This is a genomic window from Thiogranum sp., assembly GCF_058323355.1.
Window position 1 is genome coordinate 1 of sequence record NZ_JBTTIO010000096.1, and the last position, 23231, is coordinate 23231.

Here is a 23231-nt window from a genome sequence, read left to right on the forward strand (position 1 = left end):
GCGGCGACCACATGGCGGTCATACTTGCTGCCGGCTTCTTTCAGTAACTGGTCCAGCGCTTCTTCAATACTCACCGCCTGCCGGTAGGCGCGCGGGCTGACCAGTGCAACAAAGGCATTGGCTACCGCCAGTATGCGGGCAGTCAGGATGATATCGTCACCGGTCAGGTGATCGGGGTAACCGCTGCCGTCCAGGTGTTCCTGTTTCTGGCGGATAGTGTCGAGAACCGGGCCGTCGAAATCCAGGTCTTCAAGCAGTTCCACGCCAAACTGGACGTGGCGTTGCAGCAGTGTCTGTTCAGCATCGGTCAGTGGTGAAGTCTTTGTCAGGACTTCACGCGGCACAAATATCTTGCCCAGGTTGGCAAGGCTGGCGGCGAGATCCAGGGAATTTCGTTGCTGTTCGTCGAGCTTTAGCTCGGCACCCACGGCGTTGGCAACTTCCACCATGCGTGCAGTATGGTCGGCGGAGTAGGGGTCGTGCAGGTCGACGACGTGCATGAGTGTTGCCACCAGCCGGCGTAACAGTTCGGCATGTTTTTGTTGTGCCTGTTGCAGTTCGGTGATGTCGTGCAGTACCAGCAGGATAGCATTGTCACGCTTGCCAACGCGGTCGACAGGAATTGCCGCGCACTGGAAGGTTCGCGTCGCCTCGTCAAGCGTAAGTTCAAGTGTGCTGTGTTGTGTTTCGCGGGTTTCCTTCACCTGCTCGATCATCTTGATCAGCGGTGCGGCATTTGCCGGGCCCAGCACACCGGTCAGGGTGTTTCCAGCCAGTTCCTGTGGCCTGGCGCCGGTTGTGTGGGCGATGAGGCTGTTGGCGAACAGAACCTGTTGCTGTTCATCGAGCAGTAGAATGTGTGCCTCGGTGTTGTCGGTAACGGCATGCAGCAGTTCGGTCTGGTTCTGGAGTTCATGGCTCCTGGCGCGCAGTTCTGCAGCGTCCTGCAGGGCGCGCACGCTGCTGCCATGCCGCCAGGCGGCGACCAGGATGGCGGCAATGACAAACAGCAGTAACGAGAAGGTGAGGATCAGCGATCGACGATGCCGGTTGGATTCCTGCAATGCCTGCACGGCGCTGACTTCCTGCACCAGTACCCACGGCAGCGAGCGCAGCGGGCGGCTGGTAGCCAGTACCGGTTTGCCCTGGTAATTCATGTATTCGCCAAACTGACCGGGTTGCAGGACTGCGGCTGCAGCGGCAAGGCCGCTGCGATCGAGTGGCAGGGTCTTGCGTGTCGGGATGCCCCCCGATGCCGTTGGCGACAGGTAGACAACCTGTGCTTCCTGTTTCATCACCAGAAGGGATTCATCGCTGGGGGCGACCGGTACGCCACGGCGCAGCAGGGGGTAGATGCTGCGTGCGGCATTGTATACACCAAACACGACGCCACTGTGGTGTTGGCCGGTTTCAGCGCCGATGACCAGCGGAACGGGAACAGCGATGCCGAACAGGACGCGCTCATGCGAGTCGGTAACGAGTTTGCTGTAGGCGGTTTCGCCGGTTTGCAGCGCCCTGTCGATGGCCTGCCGAAAAGCCGTCCCTGTTTCCGGCATGCCCCGGGTGGCGGCAACGAGACGCCGATTGTTGTCGAACAGGGCCAGCCCGGTATCGTGGCGTTGCGGCAGGTTGGCCGGTATGGCGGGGTGCTCGTTTTCAGGCGTCAGGCCATAGCGCTCCGCGCTGGCGATAATGAGATTGCGCAGGTAGGTCAGCTGTGCCGGCTCGGCCGGGTTGTCTTTTTGTGTACGCTGCGAGAGTTGCCACAGGTAAAGTTGCACAGAGGCGTTGTTGGCCAGCTCGCCAAGCGCCGAACGCTGTTCGTCAAGCCAGTTCTCGATTGCTTCAACACGGGTTTCGGCGACCAGACCGAGGCGGATGGCCCAGTCACCGAGGTCGCGTTGCCTTTCCCGGTCGACATAGGCGTTGATCAGCAGGCCGCCCAGCAGCAGCAGGCTGACGAGTATCAGCACGCCCTTGCGGATCTGTTGGGTATCAGTCGGGCTCAAGTGCGGGTCGCATCCCTGTCAGTTGTCCAGGTGAATCCACCAGTGTGACTCGTTGATCGAGTATACCGGAGCATAATGCACGATTTCCCGGTGTGAGATGACCTCGCCAATCTGGTTATCGAGAATCAGGATGTCGTTGTGGCTTGCAACGGCCAGTACCGCGTGCGGAATACGCAGATTGGTGTCCTGCAATACCACGATACGAAGCGTGTCCTGATCAAAGCCCAGCCATAACAGCGAGAACATTTTGGTGATGGCGTAGTCCTCGCAGTCGCCGTTGTTATACAGAAATTCCTTCGCTACGGCCCAGTAGTCCTGCACGCCATAGTTGTCTATATCCAGCACATAGGGCCTGTTGTTGGCATACCGGTTGACTTCATCCAGCTGCGCTTCGGGAGGTAACGGTTTCAGTGAGTCAAGGAATGCCAGCCAGTTACGCAAGTGACAGCGATTCAGTGTGGCGTCCGAACAGTCCCCCTCTGGAACATCAATTAATATATGCCTTTCAAGCGCTTGTATCCATTGCCCGAATATGGCTGTGTCAGATTGAAGACTTTGCCGGTAGCCGAAAAGGTCGTCGGGAAAACTTTCCGGGGTGGCGTGGACAGCGGGGAAATAGAATGTCAGAGTGGCCAATACCAGGCCGGAGCGTAGCAGCAGGGAGCGGATGTTCAATTGTTTTTGCCGATTAACGCTTTATAATGTTGCGCATAATTAAAAGACTAGACTAAATAGCGTTCTTGATAATAAGCACTAAACTAACTGGGGAAGCGTCATGGTTCAAGTCAAAATGGAAATAAAACAGCATCGGAGCATGTTTCTCGGTCTTGCGCTGGTATTTGCCATGCAGCCGGTTGTGCACGCTGAAGTCAATGCAAATCCCGAGGTTGAGACAAAATTCAGCGAGGGTATGGAGGCCTTGCAGGATGATCGCCTGAAGTCCGCCATTCGTGCCTTCGGCCAGATTCTCGATATAAATCCAGGGTTGCACCGTGCCAAGCTTGAACTGGCGCTGGCCTACTACCGCTCCATGCGTTACGAGGAAGCCGAAAAACTGGCCAAAGAAGTGCTGGATAATCCAGCCACGCCGCCGGCAGTGCGCGTGACCATCCTGGCGTTTCTGGCGCAGGTCAAACGTGATTCTGAAGAGTTTGGCCAGAAGAGCACCATAAAGCCCTTTATCTCCGCCGGGGTCATGCACGACAGCAATGTCAATGTTGGCCCGAGCGACAGTATTGTCCGTGGCGGGGACGTTAACCTTGCGCCGGGGGCGCTGGCCAGAAGCGACAATGCCTATGTTGTGAATGCAGGCGTTGATCACCTGTACCAGTCCGGCAAACGTGTCGAGCTGGGTGAGCGCACCGGGATGCTGGTCTGGCAGACCAGCGCGAGCGCCTATTCGCGTATGTACAACAAGTTTAACGAGTTCGACCTTGCTGTTGCCAGTATCAGTACCGGGCCTGCCGTGTTGATGTTGAGGCACTGGCGCGCGTCCCTGCTGGTACGTTCCGATTACCTGACCCTGGGTGGGCACGCGCTTGGCTGGTTTAATTCAGTGAACCCTGGCGTGACCTGGCAGTTCGACAACAGCGAGTTGAGCTGGGATGCGATTTACACGCGGCGCAACTACAACCGGAATATTGATGACGGGCGTGAAGGTGATTATTTTGCCACCGGCGTGGATTTCGGTCGCTATTTCAACAACCGCAGGGTGGTTACAACCGCCGGCGTGAGAGCGATCCGGTTTCTGGCCGATGATGACCAGTTCGGTTACCTGGGCGGTCAGCTGAACGTGGGTGTGAGTACGAACACCTGGCATAATGGTTCAGCCTATGCCCGGGGGCGTATTTCCCTGTTCGAGTTTGACGGCAAGGATACGTTCAGCGGGCTGGACAAGACGCGTGACGATATTGAATACGTGACCACCGTTGGCCTGATGCACGCGTACAACGACGATGACGACCTGATGAAAAACTGGACTGTGAGCGGCTACTGGGAGCGGACCAATAACGATTCCAATATCAGCATCTACAGCTATATCAGGAACCAGTGGATGATCAGCCTGACCCGGACGTTCTGAGTGTTTTGTGCCACCTGGCGTGTCGAGAATACTTACAGTTTTTTGTGACAGGGGTATCATTTTTCGGCAACGCCTAAACTGTTGAAAATGCTGTTGCAGAGTGCGCAATAACCGGTGGATTCGTGTCGCCGGGATGACGGAAAACTTTACATTCAGGCTGGATGTGCTGGCCAGGAAAACAGATAACCGCTTGTTTTTGCATGAGATTGCTGTTTCCGGCATAATCGTTGCATTAATTGGCGCCATACGGGGCATATTTTGCCCTGCCGTGTTTTTAAAGGATCGGGGGATCGAACAGGACAATGAACACAGCAAGGAAATATTTTGTTGCAGGCCTGGCGCTGACCATGGTGTTGGCTTCGGCCGCGAATGCCGCAAAGCCGAAAGAAGAGGATTCAGCCTACCAGTGGGGACGTTGGGCTGTATTGAGTCCGGCTGCGGGAGGTGAGACTTATGTTGCACCGCCGACGCCTGATGTCGCGTTTAATTTGCGACCCGGTGATCCGGGTTTTCAGCCTGAGGTGGAAACCCCTACGGTTCGCCCGCCTATCACGGAGCAACCGCCGATCATTCCACCGGGCGCGGATGATCCACGGGACAGGTTGCCGCCGAGAGCCGATGATCCACGGGATCGGCTGCCGCCGCGGCCATCAGAACTCTGATCGGGCGTAGCGCTGAAAGGCTGCGATTTGCTTTAACAGGAACTTTTGTAATCTCAGGGAATTGATACGACATTTGGGTTTTTGGAGGATGGAAATGAAAAATAAGTTAATCAGTATTTTTTTAGGGCTGGGATTAATAAGCCAGTCGGCATTTGCTGTAACGATCCTGGGTGAGAATTTTGCTGCCTATGCCGATACGGTGGTGGCAAAGAGTGGCAGTTTTCTCACAGAGGTTGGCGGTGCAGGTAACTGGTCTTCAGCTGATGCCGATGTGAATGCGGCGATCACCGACACCAATGTGGATACCACGATAATAGGCGCCAGTACTGGCGCTTTCGTTGATTTATCGTTCAGTGGGTCGGTGGTAAACGGCGCGGGCAATGACCTGAAATTGTTCTTTACCGGCAATAATGGGCATTTCTTTGATCTCAGTATCTTTTCCGGCGAGTCTATTGTAACCAGGTCCTACAGCCTGCCTAACCCTGATGGGTACACAGGCTCCAACAGTACAATGATCTCCACGGATGGTATTTATGCCCTTGCCATCGATCTTACTGCAGAATTCGGTTTGTCGAATTTGGCTCCTGTGGATGCGATCCGTGTGATGATAGGTGACGGTTATACTTCAAACAGCGCGGCACTTTCGTTTGTCGGCGCTTATAACGTGTCTGCGGTACCGGTACCTGCCGCTGTCTGGCTGTTCGGATCGGGCCTGATCGGGCTGGTAGGGGTTGCCCGTCGACGCAAGTAGGTCACGGTTCTGCATGCTGATGAAAACGGGACCTTCGGGTTCCGTTTTTCATTGCGGCATCCGAATAGTGTTTCAGGTTGAAAAACACGTTGCAGCGCCGTGGCGGTTTGCCTATAGTTTCCACTGAATCAACGGTTAGCCACGACATGACACATTACAGCGACAATTCGATGTCCTCCTCTTCGGCCCGGCATCTCCGTGGCCCGTCGCTGCCTGCACGACTGCTGCCGCTGCGCGGCTAAACATTCTGCCTGGCGAGGCCAAACGCAACACCCGGAAACTACAGATGAATTTGATGCGCAAGCAGCGCCCGTTTTGGTATGCTGCGTGCGCGGGACGCGGCGTGTGCCGTGCTGGAGCAGAACATGAGCAGCGAACGATTAATCATATTTGATACAACCTTGCGCGATGGCGAACAGAGCCCCGGCGCATCCATGACCCGGGACGAGAAAGTCCGTATTGCCCGGGCGCTGGAACGTCTGCGTGTCGACGTTATCGAGGCAGGTTTTCCCATTGCCAGCCCCGGTGATTTTGAATCGGTGCAGGCGGTAGCCCGCGTGGTGAAGGATTCCACGGTGTGTGGGCTGGCGCGGGCGCTGGATCGTGATATCGACCGTGCGGGCGAGGCCCTGGCCGATGCAAACTCGGCGCGTATCCATACCTTTATCGCGACGTCACCGATTCACATGAAGATGAAATTGCGCATGCAGCCTGAGCAGGTGATTGAGCAGGCGGTGGCGGCTGTCAGGCGGGCGGGTAAATACACTGACAACATCGAGTTTTCACCGGAAGACGCCGGTCGCTCCGAGCTGGATTTCCTTTGCCGTGTGCTGGAAGCGGTGATCGATGCCGGGGCCACCACGGTGAATATTCCCGATACGGTTGGCTACAATCTGCCACACCAGTTCGGCGAGTTGATCCGCCAGCTGATCGAACGGGTGCCCAATTCGGACAAGGCTGTGTTCTCGGTACATTGTCACAATGACCTTGGTCTCGCCGTGGCCAACTCACTTTCTGCCGTGATCAACGGTGCGCGCCAGGTGGAATGCACCATCAACGGCCTGGGCGAGCGTGCCGGTAACGCGGCACTTGAAGAAGTGGTGATGGCGGTACGCACCCGGCGGGATATTTTCAGTTGCGATACGCGGCTGGAAACACCGGAGATCATGACCTGTTCCCGGCTGGTGTCGAGCATCACCGGGTTTGCCGTGCAGCCAAACAAGGCTATCGTTGGCGCCAATGCGTTTGCCCATGAGTCGGGTATACACCAGGACGGTGTGCTCAAGAGTCGCGAGACGTACGAGATCATGCGCGCACAGGATGTCGGCTGGTCAGCCAACCGTATTGTGCTGGGCAAACATTCGGGGCGCAATGCGTTCCGCACCCGGCTTGAAGCGCTGGATATCTGTTTCGAGTCCGAGGAAGAGTTGAACGAGGCATTTGCGCGCTTCAAGGAGCTTGCCGACAAGAAGCACGAGATCTATGACGAGGACCTGCAGGCGCTGGTGACCGAAGCCAGCCAGGAAGCCGAAAACGAGCAGTTCAAGCTGGTTTCCCTGCATGTGTGCTCCGAAACCGGTGAAATTCCGAATGCCACAGTCACGCTCAATATCAACGGCGAGGAAGAACAGGCAGGTGCTACAGGTGGCGGGCCGGTTGATGCCGTTTTTAAGGCCATTGAATCTATTGTCAGCAGTGGCACGGAATTACAGTTGTACTCGGTCAACAATATAACCAGTGGAACCGATGCGCAGGGCGAGGTGACGGTGCGTCTGGAAAAAGCCGGACGTATTGTTAACGGGCAGGGCGCGGACACCGATATTGTGATTGCCTCGGCGCGTGCCTATGTCAACGCCCTGAATAAAATTATCGAGCCGGAAGGCCGTGAGCATCCACAGCGGGCCGATGTGTAGCTGACATGAGCGAGGTCAACGGTGCAGGGTGTAACGACAGAAGGCAGCAGTACCTCGATGCCATGGGTATTCTGCGCTGGCAACTGAAAGAGCCGCGGCCGACCGTGGATACAGTGTCGGAACCCGGGCAGGAAAATCCTGAAAAAGCACCTGCCGCAGGGCATCAACCTGTGGCAGCTGATCCTGATGTTGCCACGCTGGGCTGGAACGCGTTACGTGCCCGTGTCAGTGAATGCACAGCCTGCGATCTCCACACCACTCGTACTCAAACCGTGTTCGGTACGGGCAATCAAGGTGCTGACTGGCTGGTGATAGGCGAGGCCCCGGGCGCGGATGAGGACGCACAGGGCGAACCTTTCGTCGGTCGGGCAGGACAGTTGCTGAATGCCATGCTGCTGGCCTGTGGCCTGAAACGTGAACAGGTCTATATCGCCAATATCCTGAAGTGCAGGCCGCCGAACAATCGTGATCCGAGGCCGGATGAGGTGATGCGTTGTGAGCCCTATCTGATGCGCCAGATTGAACTGATTCAGCCAAAGCTCATTCTGGCCACAGGCCGTATTGCAGCACAGAACCTGCTGCAGTGTGACACGCCGATCGGCAAGTTGAGGGGCAAGGTTCACCCATTCCGCGACACTGGAATACCACTGGTTGCCACCTATCATCCCGCCTACCTGTTGCGTTCACCCGCGGAGAAACGCAAGGCATGGCAGGACCTTCAACTTGCCATGCGTGTTGTGCGCGAGGCAACGCCATGAGTGCGATTCTCTCTGATCCGGGAGAACGCCTGCGCCCCATGATGGTGGCAGACCTTGACCGGGTCATGGAAATCGAACCGCGTGCCTACGAATTTCCCTGGAGCGAAGGTATTTTCCGTGACTGCCTGCGCGTCGGCTACTGTTGCTGGTGCTATGAGGAAAACGATGCACTGGCCGGTTACGGCGTGATGAGCGTTGCAGCGGGTGAATCACATATTCTTAACCTGACGGTTCGTCCTGAAATGCAGCGCAGGGGCATCGGCCGAAAACTGTTGAAACACTTTATCCAGCTGGCGCGGCGCCACAAGGCCGATACCCTGATGCTGGAGGTGCGGCCTTCGAACACAGCGGCGATCAGGCTTTATGAGGCCCAGGGGTTCAACGAGATTGGGCTGAGGTGTAATTACTACCCGGCGCCAGACGGCCGCGAGGATGCATTGCTGCTGGCGCTGGATCTCACGCGTTAACGCCTGAGGATGGCCTGATTCATTCGTCATTCCGGCCTGCGCCGGAATGACGAATGAATCAGGGATTCCCTAACCCTATGATAATAATATAAATCCTGTGTGTTAATGTGCCTGTCCTGTTCAGGTGCTATAGTCGCTCCTGAAGTCAAAAACAACAGGTGCCTGGCGCTGGCAGTCGGGTAAATAAAGTGAAGAAGAAAGCTGTTTTTGTTTTACTGGGTGCTGCGTTGGTGGGCGCGCTGGCGATTTTCCGGTTATCCACGACGGGGCTGGAAGAAACGCCCGTGGCGCCAGTGAATGCGGGTCCAGGCCTGCCCGGGAATCCCCCTGCAACGCCAGAAACCCCGCTACCGGTAATAACGGAACCCCTGGCGAAACCGGAAATCCCGTCAGGTCGAGAGCCTGTCGAGTCCTCTGCGCCGCCCTCCACGCAACAGGCGCCCGCACTTGAGCCGGAAATACGCGAAGCACTCGGGGAGATACTGAATACCTCATCGGAGGGGCTGGTGGAGGAAAAGAGCCGGGATGGCGCTGTCAGCGTTGACCTGAAGGGGCGGTTCCAGACAGCACCGGTCGCAACGCTTGATAAGGACGGGAATATACAGATTACGGATTACTCCCATCTGCCCAAAGTGCCGGAACAACCATGAAAACCATGACCGGCATAAAAACAGGCATGCTGGTCGTTTTACTGGTTTTCTTCAGTCTGAATGCGCGGGCCGCACAAATTATCATATCGAACCTGGATGGTGCGGGAGAAGGCTTCAATGATCCAACGCCGGTTACGCCGGTGGGTGGCAACCCGGGCACAACGCTTGGCCAGCAGCGTCTCAATGTGTTTGAGCACGCCGCAAGGCTCTGGGGTGCTGTCGTGGAGAGTAGTATTACGATAGTGGTCGATGCGCAATTCAGTCCCCTGAGTTGTACATCCACCCAGGCCGTACTGGGGTCTGCGGGTACCACAACCATTCACGGCAACTTTCGATTTGTGCCGGTCAGGGATACCTGGTACCCGGCATCACTGGCCAACAGCCTGTCGAACTCGGATCTGAGTTCCAGTGCCGATATTTCAGCGACATTCAATTCCGATATCGACAATAACAATAACTGTCTCAATGGCACCAACTGGTACTACGGCCTGGACGGTAACCGGCCCGGGGGAACCATTGAACTATTGAGCGTGGTGCTGCATGAAGTGGGGCATGGCCTTGGTTTCCAGACCTTTGTCGATCTGACGACCGGCGCCAAATTCAACGGTTCCGATGATATTTTCATGCTTAATCTGGAAGACCACAGTGCTGGACAGACGTGGAGCCAGCTTAACGATGCCGGCAGACTGGCGTCGTCAACCGATGCGCCCGACCTGCACTGGCTGGGCGCGAAGGTTACAGCACTGACGGGCAACTCTACCGCAGGCGTTGACCAGGGGCATGTCCGTATGAACGCGCCGTCACCCCGGAAAAGCGGGTCATCTGTTTCACATTTCAGCAATGCCCTCAGCCCCAATGAACTGATGGAGCCGTTTGATACAGGGCCCAAAACCGGTCCCGGTCTGGCCCTGCAGTTGATGCAGGATATTGGCTGGGCGACCTTCGCTGACGCAAGCCCGGTGCTGGCGGTGCTGGGTGACCAAACTGCGTTTGATGGCGAAACAATTCCGGTCACTGTGCTTGTACAGGACAACGATACACCACTGGCAAACCTCAGCCTCGGTGCTGTGTCTTCAGATTCAGCCATCGTTGCACCGTCCGGCCTGGTGTTCAGCGGCAGTGGCAGCCAGCGTACGCTATCCATAACCCCGGAAGCAGGCAGTTCGGGAAATGTCACCATTACTGTAACCGCGTCTGATGCAAGCAGCAGTGTCAGCGAGGCCTTTACGCTCAGTGTCATACTGAACAATCCTCCGCAGGTGACGATTACCAGCCCCGCCGATAACGCAATGGTTCTGGACACGGACTTCGTCACGCTGCAGGCCGCTGCAACGGACGTCGAGGACGGAGACGTGAGTGCTTCACTGAGCTGGGCGTCGGATATTTCCGGTCAGCTGGGTACGGGCGCCAGTCTGGTTACGACACTGGTCGAGGGCGTACATAGCGTTACGGCGACAGCGAGCGATTCCCTTGGCAGAACGGGCAGCATGAACCTGACCATCACCAGCTACGGCAGCAGCGATACGGATGTGGATGGTCTGGCTGACAACTGGGAGTTCTCAAATTTTGGCACGCTGGCCGAAACCGGCGCCGGTGACTTCGATAACGACGGGTTGCTGAACCTGGATGAATTCACGCTCGGCACCTTGCCGACTGTCCCGGATACGGACGGTGACGGCCTCACTGACGGCGATGAAGTCAACCTCTATGGCCTCGATCCCAACACCTCCAACAAGGGTGACCTGGGGCCGCGTAACGCCCCCGATGGCCTGATCAATGCCGGCGACCTGGTGGTCATGACACGCCTTGTTACCGGTGTTATCCAGCCTTCAGTGCTGGAATCCGCACTGGCCGATATCAACAATGACAGCGTGTTGAACGCGGCCGACCTGCTGTTGCTGCAGAAAGCCGTGCTGGCGGGAACCACCCCCTGAGCAAAAAACCTCCCGCTGGGTTAAAATAGCGGTTTTGGTTGTCGGCAGCAGTATGAGCATTATCACCCAGCAAGCGGCGCGTCGTCGTACCTTCGCCATCATCTCCCACCCGGATGCGGGTAAAACCACGCTTACCGAAAAGCTCCTGCTGTTCGGCGGCGCGATCCAGCTCGCCGGTACCGTCAAGGGCCGCAAGGCGGCGCGCCATGCCACCTCGGACTGGATGACAATGGAAAAGGAGCGCGGTATTTCCGTGACTTCCTCGGTCATGCAGTTTCCGTACGGGGATGCCATTGTCAACCTGCTCGATACGCCGGGCCATGAAGATTTCTCCGAGGATACCTACCGTACCCTGACCGCCGTGGATTCGGCACTGATGGTAATCGACGTCGCCAAGGGTGTTGAGCAGCGCACCATCAAGCTGATGGAAGTGTGCCGCCTGCGCACCACGCCAATCTTTACCTTTATCAATAAACTGGACCGCGAAGGCCGTGACGCTATCGACCTGATGGACGAGGTGGAGGATGTGCTCAATATCAAGTGTGCCCCCATTACCTGGCCGATCGGCATGGGCAAGCGCTTCAAGGGCGTGTATCACATCGAACAGGACAAGGTGTACCTGTACCAGGCGGGTGACAACAGCAAGAAGCGGGAGGCGACAATGATCGAAGGCCTGGGTAATCCACAGCTCGATGACGTGCTGGGGAGCCAGGCGGAAGAACTGCGCGAGGAAATTGAACTGGTGCAGGGCGCCAGCCACAGCTTTGACAAGGAGGCCTACCTGCGCGGCGAACTGAGCCCGGTATTCTTTGGCTCGGCCATTAACAACTTTGGCGTGCAGGAACTGCTGGATTACTTTGTCGAGTACGCGCCGCCGCCACAGCCGCGTGAAACCACCACGCGCAGTGTCGAGCCCGGCGAAGAAAAGCTGACCGGTTTCGTGTTCAAGATCCAGGCAAACATGGACCCGCAACACCGTGACCGTATTGCTTTCTTCCGGGTCTGTTCCGGCAGTTACAGGCGCGGCATGAAAATGCGTCACGTGCGCATCGGGCGGGATGTGCAGGTGGCCAATGCCATGACCTTTCTTGCTTCTGATCGCGGACATGTGGAAGAGGCTTTCCCGGGTGACATTATCGGTCTGCACAACCACGGTACCATCCGTATCGGCGATACCTTCACCCAGGGTGAGGAACTGAAATACACCGGCATCCCCAGTTTCGCCCCGGAACTGTTCCGCCGTGCGGTGCTGAAGGATCCACTGCGCATGAAAGCGTTGCAGAAGGGCCTTGACCAGCTCAGTGAGGAGGGTGCCACGCAACTGTTCCGACCGCTGAGGAACAACGATCTGATACTTGGCGCGGTTGGCGTGCTGCAGTTCGAGGTGGTCGCACAGCGTTTAAAGGACGAATACAAGGTCGAGTGTGCGTTTGAAAACATATCGGTTGCAACGGCGCGCTGGATTGAGTGTGATGATCCGAAGATACTGGAGCGGTTCCGCGAGAAAGCCTATGAAAACCTTGCGCTCGACCAGGCGGGGGAACTGGTTTACATCGCCCCGACGCGTGTCAACCTGGACCTGGTCATGGAGCGCCACCCGGATGTTCGCTTCCTGGCGACACGGGAAATCTGATCCGGGCAGGCCCCGGGTTCTCTATTTCGGCATGCCGGGGCGCAGCAGGGACAGCCAGCGGGTCAGGCGATTCAACAGCCAGCCGCCTTTCTGACGCTTGTTCAGTTTTTGCAGTTCAACGACCGCGCGCGCATGACTGATGCGTTCGTTGGCCAGCTCCCGGTAAATCAGGTTGGCGCGTTTGCGGCGTTTTACTGCATCGCCTGCATCCAGGAACGACTCGACAGCGTGGATGATGGTATGCAGCCGGTTGTTGGCGGACTCTCCCGATGACTGCTCGCGGGCGGCTTCGAGCTGCTGTTCCATGGCTGTTTCAATAATCTGTAACTGGCTCTGGAAACGCTCGCTCTGGGCGATGTCCGAATGCCTGACGCTGGTGAGGGTGTCCCGTACTGCGGCTTCACACAGCGGGCCGAATTCCTGGAATGCTGCAAGTGTCCTCAGGCCGCGTTCAGCGATGGTCTCGTCATTGCTGGCGAGCTGCTGGCAGGCGCGGTGACACACGTCCCAGGCCTGCCAGCGGTAGACGAAGTCCAGGCCCGGCCCCTTGATGTTCTGACAGCCCATGATCCGGTGATGGAACCCCGGCGGCGTTTCCTCGCAGATCCGTTCGATGATCTTGTTGCCGCTGGCGTGCACGTCATCGATGATGACAAGCCTGGCCTGTAACCCGTCCCACAGCAGGGAGGCGGCCGCGTTGTCGAGGCTGTCCTGCTGCCGGTCGCCGGCACTGTCAATCCGCTCGGCGAGTTGCCTGAACGTTTCGTATTCCTGTTGCCACTGGTGGAGATGTTTTTCAACCGCGGCAAGGTGTTCTCCAAGTTCGTGCTGTTCCAGCGTGAACGCCAGCGACTGCGGTTCGGACAGCAGCGCAGACGCAAGTTGCGGGTCCAGCCCCAGTCCTTCCAGTACCGCGCCGAGACGGGCGGTAACCTGTCCGTCGCTGGTCGGAATCCCCATTTTCCGTGCGTCGTTGCAAAAGCGCTGGCGCGGGTTGATGCTGCTGTCGGCTTCACTGGACGGCCACAGGGTGTAGCTTGACGCAAACGTACGCCACGACTCCTCCAGGTAGTTGAGGAAACCGTACAGGTTGCTGCCGATCAGGAAGTGCCGGTCAGCGCGGATATCCTGCGCGAGGATATCGGCGAACACCCGCGAGCGTGGCACCCGGTCTTCACGGTTATTGATGACAGTGCTTATCCACACGCCCGGCGTGCTGCCGGCATCGTGGCTGGCAAAGCCCATGCGTTGCCAGTTGCCCATGAACCCCAGGCGCTCGTTGGCGGCCATGCCGTTGGTGAATTCCAGTGTGCGGCCGTGTATCCGCGCGGGCGGGTAGGTTTTCAGAACACCCAGGTCGGGTACCACGCGGTCGGCCATTTCCTTCAGTGCAAAGTCGCGCTCGATGCCGAGTTCGTCCACCATTGCCAGCACCAGCGCAATGTTGTTGGGGTGCTCGTCATAGGGGAAACGTTGCAGGATATCGTCGGTCAGCAGGCCGGATTCCAGCCAGCCGGTGCTTTTCATCTGTGTGCCCTTGCGCATGGCATCGGCCCGCAGTACCGGGCGCATGTGTTCTTCCGAGGTAATCAGCGTGGCATTCTCCGGGATGAACTCGGTCATGACTTCGGGGATGTTAATGCCCGCCGGCCCCTGCAGGTCTTCATGGTCGGGATAGGTGTTGGTAATGGTGGAAATGTCGTCGTGCATCCAGTCCTGCTGCAGTACGCGCACATAGGAAGGTGTCAGGCCCATGCATTCCCACAGGAATACGTCGGTCCCGAGCCGGTCGGCAAGGCGCACCAGGTTGGCCTGTTCCCAGATGGTGGCCTTGTCATAAGGGCGGAACAGGAACATTTCACCCAGTTCGCCGTAGCGGTAACTGTGCAGGAACATGGCCTCGGTGCCCGTGGTTTTGCTCACCACGCTGTAACCCAGTGCATTGAAGAGGGCGGCCTTGATGCGTTCGGTACCGGATTTTCCGCGCGTGCCCCAGCCACCGACAACCAGCGGTAGCCGCTGACGCGCCTTGCGAATGGTGCGGTTAATGTACAGGTGGCGGCCGAAGAAGTACGAGCTTACCAGCAGCAGGAACACGCTCAGTTCGTAGAGGGTGTTTTCATACACGGAGAAGAAGTATTCGCGTATTTCGCTGAGTATGCCGGGTTCCGACAGTGAGACCGGCAAAATCGCGGGGAAGAAACGCGTGACAGCCGGATCGGGTTCGTGGGGTGCATTGTCGTCATTCCTGTGCGGCTGGTAGCTGAGTTTAAACCCGAGCTTCTCCAGTGCTGCCGCGTAGGCATCGGGTGAGCCGCCATCCTGCTCACGCCAGTTGCGCAGGCGCGCATAGCTTGCGAAACGCCGGGTGAGCAACATGCGTGCACGCAGGCGTTGGCGGAATTGCGCTGGCGCCACAAGTTCTGTGATGCCTTCGCTGGAGAAAAACTTTACCGTCGCCGCGGTCACGCGCTCGTCAAGGCAGGATATGACTTCATCGACCAGTGGCAGGTAGGGGCGCCAGCCATCTTCTTCCTGCATGTAAAGTGGCTCGCCGGGAACCTGTGTTTCCGTCTGTTCGGCCACGTAGGCCGCCGGTGCGCGTGTTTCACCATAGGCAATGCGGCCGATAGTGTGTTTGAACGCCTGGCGCTTGTCTGTGGCCGGGTGCATGAGTTCGTGCAACATGCGCCAGCTGCGAAAGCCGAATTTCAGGTCCCGGTGCAGGCGCGTGGAGAAGCGGCCGCGTTGCAGGCTGAAAGTGAAGTCGTCCTCTGCAACCAGTGACAGAACCCGGCCGAAGTCTTCCGCTGAGGTCTGTGCGAGTAATTTCTCCGGAACCCGCCGTGATTTCCCACGCCGGATCGTAGTGCCGAGTTCTGCCAGTTGTTTTTTCAACGCCAGGCGTTGTTGTTCAGACTGACACCAGAGATGCTCCCGCGCGCGTGCCGCCCAGCGGCGAACGGCAAGGCTGCCGGCACCCCGGTGCAGGTTATCGATAGCGGGCAACAACCCGTCACGCCAGCGTATTGCAGCATCGCTCGACAGCAGGGCGTGTGCCTCGACCAGTTTCTGCAAAGTGATACGAATGACAAAACTGTCTGTTTCCGTGTCCAGTACAGCGGCAGTCGATGCCAGTAAAGCATCGATCAGCGCGGGCCTTTCCAGCAACACCGGCAACGCAGTCAGCGCGGCGCCGCGTACTTTGGCATCGCTGTCATGGCGGGCGAGCTTTTCGAACAGGGACAGGCAGGCGTCAGCCGGTGCGTGTGGCAGAACTTGCGAAACAGCCTGGCGTACGAAGGCGCTGCTGTCATCACTGGCCAGTATCAGTAAGTCTGTCAGCGCGGGGAGGCGTGCCAGGTTATCCCCCAGCAGCATGACCACGCGCCGACGCACAAACAGGTTGTCGCTGGCGCCGGTTGCTTCAAGGCGATGCCGGACGGCACGGGTAAAGGATTCGGCGGAAAGATGTTGCAACAGCGCCAGTGCTTCGCACTGTATCCACAGATCATGGCGTTCATCGAGCGCTGCGCGGTAGATATATTGCAGCACAGCGGATTTGACCTGTCGCTCCCTGGCGTCTGCCGGCAGGCCGCGCAGGGCCGCGGCGAGACAGGCGAAGGCCTTGATGCGTACCCGTGAGTCGCCATCATAGGCCAGCACCGGTTCGATGCGAGTGTCCAGCCGCAAGGAACGGAACAGGCGAATGCGCAAGGTATCTTCTTCGGTGATGCCAATCAGGTGTTCGGTCAACGCGCCGATGCGTCCCAGGCAGAACGCGGCATGCTGTTCTTTCTCACCATGGCGGCGATGGAAGCGGTCAGTCACCGCATCGTGGCCGAACCAGCGGGAAAAGGCGGCACGGTCGGCTTTCAGTGTTGCCGCATTCGCGCCCAGCGTACGGGCGAAATCCAGCACGTGAAGCTGGCGTTCCCGGTCGGTAACGGCGTGCGCATAGCGGCTGTCGAATTCCACACGCTGACCCCGCAGGTAGTAGATTTCCTCGAGCGTTTCCTCGACCTCGTAGAGCAGGAACAGAATCAATGCCTGCAGTTGTTCGGCCTCGTCGTCATCCGGTTTGCTGAGGTCACTGTTCGCCCACCAGTGCCGGAAATCTTTTTCCAGGCGTTCCAGCTTGTGCCGTTCCAGCCGGCACAGCAGTGGAGTGAGTCCGATCGACAGGGCTTCGGCAAGCATCATCATGGCGGTGACACGCGGTTGGCGCTGTGCGGCGCGTTACGTTGACGAATAGCGGAAAAGCGCACTTCACTGCGGCGGAAGTCGCGCAACCCGCGGCCATTCCCACCATGCAGGAACAGCCCGAGGTATGCCGAAGTTTCGTTGTTATCGATATCGTGGTTCAGGAACAGGGTCAGTTCTGTGCGGCGTTGCAGAATGTTCCAGTGCATCCAGCCCAGTTTCAGGCGCAGGTCGTTGCGTGTGCTGTTGCGGTTTCGGTCGCTGTCCGACAGGTAATGGCGCAACCGGTAACCGGCGTCGATATCGAATGCCCCGACCAGTTGCCGCCAGCCGACGCGTGTTTCCAGGTTGTCCGGGCGGGCAAGATTGAAGTTCTCATTACTGGTCACGGCCAGCTGTGCATACCACTCCGTGTCCGTCCAGGGCTTGTGCAGCAGGTATTCCGACAGGCGAATCCCGCGTTTATGCAGAGCCTTGTAACGGCTGAATACATCGCGGTCCAGCGCGTCGCCTGAATAGCGGTTATTACGGTTCATGCTCATTGCCCGGCCAAACAGGGTCAGTGCCGGTTCATGGTCGGTGCGTGGTGTAACCGGGATGTGCAGCAGCGCACGTACACTGGCGTTGATCGTCCATTCGGTCGAGCTGTCCCTGCCCGCCAGTTCGTCCCCCGGGTTCTGGATAAAGCCTGTCAGGTGGCTGCTGGTCTGCAGGCGTGGCCAGCGCTCGAGTGGCCAGTTGTACAGGTGCTGGCCGAGACCCAGCACCGGGTTACCGTCCTGGCGCAGACGTGCGAGGATTTCACTGCGCCAGTAGCGGTTGCTGTCGGCATCGAAGTCGCGGTGCCCGGCGCGCAGTTCGGCGAAGTTCTCGCGGAACCGCGAGCGCCGGCTTTCTTCCTCGTCATCCACCCGTGTTCGACTGACCAGGCGAAGACCGAGACTGGATGTACCGTCTTCCTGACCGCCCAGCGGGTAATCATCGCCACTGGCCCATGCGGTAGCGGCTGGTTGCGGGGTGTCAAAGGGTTCGGGTACCGGTATGACGGCATCAACCGGCCGGAGCATGCGCGACGGAGGGGGCGGCGTGCCGGCATTACGCCGGTACAGGCGGTACAGCGCTTCTCCACGACCCTTGTCAGGATAAAGTTGTAGCGACTGCCAGCCATCGTCAATAGCGATATAGCGACTGGAAGAGGTGTTGTCGCGCAGTTCATCCACGCGCAGCCAGGCGGGTCCTTGTATATCCAGGCGCAGGGGTTCGTCATGGGTTGCCAGGTGATAGACGCGCTCAACACGCTCACGGGCGGGTGCGGACGGGTCATGGATACGCACGCCCAGCAACTGGTTGACGGCAGGGTCGGGCATACGCAGGCGGATAAGCTGTTCACCGCGCCCGGTGGGAATGTTCACTGACCGGGAAGCTGTCCCGCGCGGCAGTGTCACAAGGACGCCGGGTTTGCCGGTGTTCATGACCTGGACCGTCATCGGCGACGCTGTTTCGAACGGCAGCGTGCAGGGTATCAGTTCCAGGCGCACTGTCACCGGTTTCAGGTTATATAAGGCGTAGACCAGTTCGTCATGTCCGCTTAACAGACGGCTGCCGTTGCAGGCGTTACTGAGCAGACTGGCGCGCGCGCGCAGCGCGGGTGACTCGGGTGCATTGGCCGGCCGCTCCACGTAGCGTACGCCGGCACTTTCGGGGACATAGTCGATCAGTTGCCAGTCGGCGCCGCGTGTCGCGCGTTTCAGCAGGGGACGAATGAAAGCAGCCTGCGGCTGTTCATGGACGGATTTTGCCAGTGCCTCCATTCGTGCAACGATGGCATTGCTGTCAGCATCGGCTGTTTCCAGTTGCCAGAGCAGTGACACCATGCGCTGGTAGGGTGTTGCCGTTTCTGGCAGGTTGCGGTTTTGCCGTGGCAGGGGAACGAGGGCTTTCAGGGGCGCCGGGCGGCTTCGATGCGCGCGTTTGTGTGCAGCGCCAGGCAGGCGGGCAGCACGTTTCCGCGTCACTTCCCGGTCCCGCTTCAGGGGGCCGGAGAGCGTCATGGAACGGCTGTCAGCCCGGCAATCGATCAATGCAGGCTTGTCTGCGCGGTCGCAGCTAATGCCGCTTGCCAGCCGCAGCCAGTCCGGCGCAGGGGTGGGCTGCATGGCAGCCGCCTGTGACAGGCCAGCATCAAGCAGCGGGGCCTGCACATACAGGCGAACCAGTAGTTCATGGTCAATACCGCTGATTTCCAGTTGATGTATGCCGGCCGGTAATTGCAGTTCCCGCCGCTCAACCCGCCCGGGGCGCTGCTGGCTGCCAGGCCAGTCCAGGCCTGTTGAAGCGCGGTTGCCGGTGAACGGACTGATCCATGTCTGTGTATTGCTGTGTACGCGCAGCCAGCCATCCACGGGCAGGTCCCGACCCCTTTCATGCAGGGGCTGGATATCAAGACGCAGGCGTAGCGGGCCGGTAATCCTCAGTTGTACGGGCTGATCCGGCCTGGCGCGTAAGGTGTTAAAGCCGGAATCGAGGCCGGGCGAGTGCAACCAGGCCATGCCGGCGTGTCCCTGCAGCAGTGGGGTCATGGGTTGCCACACTGCAGGACCCGGCAGTTGCGCAAGCCAGTCGGCCAGTTGCCGGGTGGCGAGACGGCGTTGATGTTCGTCATCCTGCAGCAGTCGTTCAAGAATGTCCTGTCCCTCACGGCTTTTTTGCAGCAGGGTTGCCCCCGTGCTGCCCGCTGCCTGCCAGTAGCGGTGCGTGGCTTCGGGGTCATCCAGCATCCAGGCGCGGTAACCGAGCCATAAGGCACGATCATCGGCGTTATCAGACGCTGTCAGCAGTCGTTCAAAAATATCCCATGCCTGCTGCCTGAGTGCGACGGCAAGTAATTTGTGTCGCGGTCTGTGTTTGCCCGCCAGCAGCATTCCAGCGGTGAGTGCATCCTGAAGGCGCCCGGCGTCGATTAGCTGAAGGGTCAGTTCCGACAACAGTTCCGGCGTTGGCGAACGGGATAACGCGGTTGCCAGCAGCCCTTCCAGCGCAATGCTGTTGTTCTGTTGCCGGTACAGTGCGCGAACCTGGCTGAAACGTTGTTTTTCCAGGTCTGCCGGCGTGTCGTTCAGGTAACTGCCACGCAGCAGGCGTTCGGCGAGTGGATATTCACCCAGTTCCAGCAGTGCGCGCACCCTGCCGGACAGCGCTGCCTGGCGGTGTTGCGGCTGCCGGCTGTCCGACAGGCGACGCCAGTATTCCAGTGCCGGCAGCCAGTGGCCCGCATGCTCTTCACGTTTTACCGAGGCAAGGATGTTGTTCAGTTCGCGGGTCGTGATGTTGCGCCGCGCTGCCTGCCCGGCAGCGTCGACAGCGGCACGGTAGTTTTGCTGGCGGACGCGCAACCAGCGCAGTAATGGCACCCAGTGGTTGATGACTGCGCGCGCCGCGCTACGAGTGCGCTGCGTCAGTGGCTGGCCATCGAGCAGTTGATCCGGTAGTCGTGTGTCCGGGTTCAGCGCGCGCTCTATATCCGTTACGCAGGCCTCCCAGAGGGATTGCAGCAGGGATGCCTTGCGCAATACGTCGAGCAGTTGTGTATAGCTGGCATCCGACAGGCGGTAAGGCCGGGCAGCACGGTATTGCATCGCCAGCTGCAACGGCTGCGGGTTGTTATCGCTGCGTAACAGGCGGATCTGTTTTACTTCGCGTGGCAGGCGCAGTTCGAGCACCGAAGCGGGTTGTGTCTTCCGCACGGCCAGCTGCCAGCTGGCAGCCGTATCGGCCTGTGCGGCTTGTGCAGCCAGTGCCCCGGCCGCATCCACCCGGTAGTGGACAGGGGTTGTGGTTGACGGATTGTCGAGTCTCAGTTGCAGTGGCGGGCGGTCGTCCATGAATAACCGCAGGCCGGCGGATTGCCCATGATCGAGTACAACAAGGCGCAGCAGGCTGTCTGCAGGCCGCTGCGGCAGGTTGAACTTCACCTCGTGCCCGCCGCGCAGTCCGGTGAACCAGGCGCTTGCCAGTTTGCCTGACAGCCCACGTTTCCCGTCCGCGCTCAACAGATAATGATCGGTACCGTCGCGGGGTTCGCGGAGATGCCGAATGGCAAAGTCGTGCTGACGGATTTCGCCGGGACTGGTTGATGGCAGCAGGTCGTCATAGTAGCTGTGACGTTCAAGCAGTCGCTGCGCTTCATCCAGGAGTGCCGGGGCATCCGGCTGGCTGCGGGCAATACCCATGAGTGTCATGGGGCCGACCAGCCCGCCGCCGCGACGTCTGTTATCGACAATAATGCGCATAATGGATTGCTGAACGGTCTGCAGCGGGCTTTCGGGTTGCAGGGCCGCACGCAGCTGTTGCGCTGACAACGACCAGGCATCCGTTGCAGGCGGTTTCCGGTAGCGGTGCGCCGGTGCATTCAGTCCAGGCAGCAGGTAATCATCCGGTCGTGAAGACAGGATGCGCAGCAACACGCTTTCGCTGAACCGCAGGCGCAGTCGATGCCGGCCTTCCGGTATGTCGATATAGTCGTTGCGCAGATTACTGGCGGAAACCGGTTCGCCATTGCGCAGTACCTGTCTGCGGCGGGCGGTCGAGACGCTGGCGTATACGGTTTGCACCGCATTATCATCGAGCCGGTAGTAAAGCTGGTAGTTGCGCGGGCCGTGGTCTTTACCCGTCAGTATCAGCCGTTGTTGCAAGCGGTAACGCACGGGGCCGTCGATGGACAGGTCGACTTCCTCGCCAGCGTCCAGCCGATTGAACAATTGTGCAGCCGGATCACCGGCATAGCGAATGTTGTCAGCCGGTTGATCGAGGGCTTCCTGCTGGCGGTAGGGTTCAATGTCGGGGAGTTCGACCAGGCGCGAGCTGAACAGGGCGAAGCTGGCATCCTGTGCGGCATCTGCAGCCAGGCTGATGCGGGCCAGCCAGGGTGAAGTGAGTGGTGTATCCAGCAGCAGGTCGCCAGCGGGCAGGGTGTGCGGCTTTTGTTGAACATAAAGACCGGAACCGGGCGAGGTCTCGAACCGTAATGGCAGCCGACGCGTATCGGCATCCATGGCATGCAGTCGCAAGCGGCTGTTTGCAGACAGTTGCACTTCGACCCACTGACCGGGCGCCAGCTGGATGGTATGCAGTGTTTCACCGGCCTGTTTGCGTGGGCTGACACCCGGACCCGATGCCTGTTCAATATTGTCCCACCGCAAGGTGACGCCATAGGCCTTGTGTAAATCGACCTCGCGCAGATCCGGCGCACTGGCAAGGGTCAGTGCGGGCAGGAGCAGTAACACGGCCAGCCAGTGTCTCACGGTGTGTCACCTCCGCCGGGCAGGCTGTCGGCAAAGTCACGGCAGGCCTGTGTGTTGTTGCGCAGTCGACGGCGTATTTCGGCGCTCAACTCAATATGAATGAAAGAGGCGTGCCCGGTCTCGCGCAGTATCCTGCCCTGGCGGTTGGTGGTTGCGCCCAGTTCACGGATGTCGAGGGGAAAAACCCGGGTATCGACATCGAGTGCCTGTCGCAGCCGGACCGCCAGGTCGATAACAGTCTGGTCGGGCTGCCGCGTTCCGTTACTCAGAATGATATGCGCGTCCCTGCCGTTGGCGTTGCGTTTCTGCCGTGAAAAACCATGAATCTGGATAACCCGCCGGATTGTATGGTCTGTTGCCAGTGCGCGTGTCAGTGCAGTGAAATAACTTTCCGGCAGGTGCGCAAGGTCGGCGTTGCGTCGTCCCTGTTCGTCCTGCGTATAGCGTGGCACGGTATTCCAGGCGACAACGCGGAAACGTGCTGCGCCTGCCATCGCAAGGGCGATGCGGCCTGTGTGCAGGTCCTTGAACGCATGTGGTACCTGCAGTGCGGAGCGGCTGCGGGATTGCGGGCAGAACAGGTACAGGCCACGACCCTCACGACGTGCAGCCGATTCGTGCAGCAGCTGGCAGCGATGGCCATCCAGTTCAAGGCCTGTACGCTGCCAGCCCAGCGCGTGCCACGCCTGTTGCAGTTGCGCGGACGGGTCGGCCGCCAGTTCACGCCTGAACAATGCTGTCACCTGTTGCAGCTCGATACTGCCGGGCGTTCGGTATTCTCCATTGCGTGCGGATTCCCACAGCGCTTTCAGTTGCCGGTTTTGTTCAGCCAGTGCATTAGCTGTCAGTATCGACATAATGATGAGTCCGG

At 58.9% G+C, this 23231-nt stretch carries 14 protein-coding genes; 9 read left to right on the plus strand and 5 right to left on the minus strand.

The annotated features are described in order from the left end of the window. Both ACW81B_RS12425 and ACW81B_RS12430 read right to left on the minus strand, forming a co-directional pair. Positions 1-2009: HD domain-containing phosphohydrolase (locus tag ACW81B_RS12425; RefSeq protein ID WP_491580539.1), on the minus strand; the 2009-nt coding region annotated here is incomplete at its 3' end. 18 nt (positions 2010-2027) lie between these two features. After that, entirely contained in the window at positions 2028-2684 is a 657-nt protein-coding gene (locus tag ACW81B_RS12430) for a transglutaminase-like cysteine peptidase (protein WP_491580540.1), read from the minus strand. 100 nt (positions 2685-2784) lie between these two features. Here ACW81B_RS12430 and ACW81B_RS12435 point away from each other — a divergent pair, with 100 nt between their 5' ends. From ACW81B_RS12435 to ACW81B_RS12475, 9 genes are all read left to right on the plus strand, one after another. After that, positions 2785-4089 carry a tetratricopeptide repeat protein gene (locus tag ACW81B_RS12435; protein ID WP_491580541.1) on the plus strand — a complete coding sequence of 435 codons (1305 nt, stop codon included), beginning with the start codon at positions 2785-2787 and terminating at the stop codon, positions 4087-4089. 133 nt (positions 4090-4222) lie between these two features. After that, complete coding sequence (locus ACW81B_RS12440) at positions 4223-4537, plus strand: hypothetical protein (RefSeq protein WP_491580542.1); 315 nt, start codon at positions 4223-4225, stop codon at positions 4535-4537. Positions 4538-4845: 308 nt separating this feature from the next. Further along, positions 4846-5502: a VPLPA-CTERM sorting domain-containing protein gene (locus ACW81B_RS12445; protein WP_491580543.1), complete on the plus strand. Its 657-nt coding sequence runs from the start codon at positions 4846-4848 to the stop codon at positions 5500-5502. 365 nt (positions 5503-5867) lie between these two features. Beyond that, positions 5868-7415, plus strand: coding sequence for a 2-isopropylmalate synthase (locus ACW81B_RS12450; RefSeq protein ID WP_491580544.1), 1548 nt, complete (start codon positions 5868-5870; stop codon positions 7413-7415). 5 nt (positions 7416-7420) lie between these two features. Then, entirely contained in the window at positions 7421-8173 is a 753-nt protein-coding gene (locus ACW81B_RS12455; protein ID WP_491580545.1) for a uracil-DNA glycosylase, read from the plus strand. After that, the gene (rimI, locus tag ACW81B_RS12460; protein WP_491580546.1) at positions 8170-8640 is read left to right on the plus strand and encodes a ribosomal protein S18-alanine N-acetyltransferase; all 471 of its coding nucleotides are present in this window, start codon (positions 8170-8172) and stop codon (positions 8638-8640) included. The genes ACW81B_RS12455 and rimI overlap by 4 nt, the downstream gene beginning before the upstream one ends. Before the next feature lie 188 nt (positions 8641-8828). Continuing rightward, entirely contained in the window at positions 8829-9290 is a 462-nt protein-coding gene (locus ACW81B_RS12465; RefSeq protein ID WP_491580547.1) for a hypothetical protein, read from the plus strand. Continuing rightward, the gene (locus ACW81B_RS12470) at positions 9287-11224 is read left to right on the plus strand and encodes a dockerin type I domain-containing protein (protein WP_491580548.1); all 1938 of its coding nucleotides are present in this window, start codon (positions 9287-9289) and stop codon (positions 11222-11224) included. The genes ACW81B_RS12465 and ACW81B_RS12470 overlap by 4 nt, the downstream gene beginning before the upstream one ends. Before the next feature lie 52 nt (positions 11225-11276). Next, positions 11277-12857, plus strand: coding sequence for a peptide chain release factor 3 (locus ACW81B_RS12475; RefSeq protein WP_491580549.1), 1581 nt, complete (start codon positions 11277-11279; stop codon positions 12855-12857). A gap of 21 nt (positions 12858-12878) precedes the next feature. Here the strand turns inward: ACW81B_RS12475 and ACW81B_RS12480 are convergent, their stop codons facing one another. From ACW81B_RS12480 to ACW81B_RS12490, 3 genes are read right to left on the minus strand one after another with little or no spacing between them, the layout of a single operon-like run. Beyond that, positions 12879-17063 carry a hypothetical protein gene (locus ACW81B_RS12480; protein WP_491580550.1) on the minus strand — a complete coding sequence of 1395 codons (4185 nt, stop codon included), beginning with the start codon at positions 17061-17063 and terminating at the stop codon, positions 12879-12881. Further along, the gene (locus ACW81B_RS12485) at positions 17060-22360 is read right to left on the minus strand and encodes a hypothetical protein (RefSeq protein ID WP_491580551.1); all 5301 of its coding nucleotides are present in this window, start codon (positions 22358-22360) and stop codon (positions 17060-17062) included. The genes ACW81B_RS12480 and ACW81B_RS12485 overlap by 4 nt, the downstream gene beginning before the upstream one ends. Next, entirely contained in the window at positions 22357-23217 is an 861-nt protein-coding gene (locus ACW81B_RS12490) for a hypothetical protein (RefSeq protein WP_491580552.1), read from the minus strand. The genes ACW81B_RS12485 and ACW81B_RS12490 overlap by 4 nt, the downstream gene beginning before the upstream one ends. Positions 23218-23231: the final 14 nt, after the last annotated feature.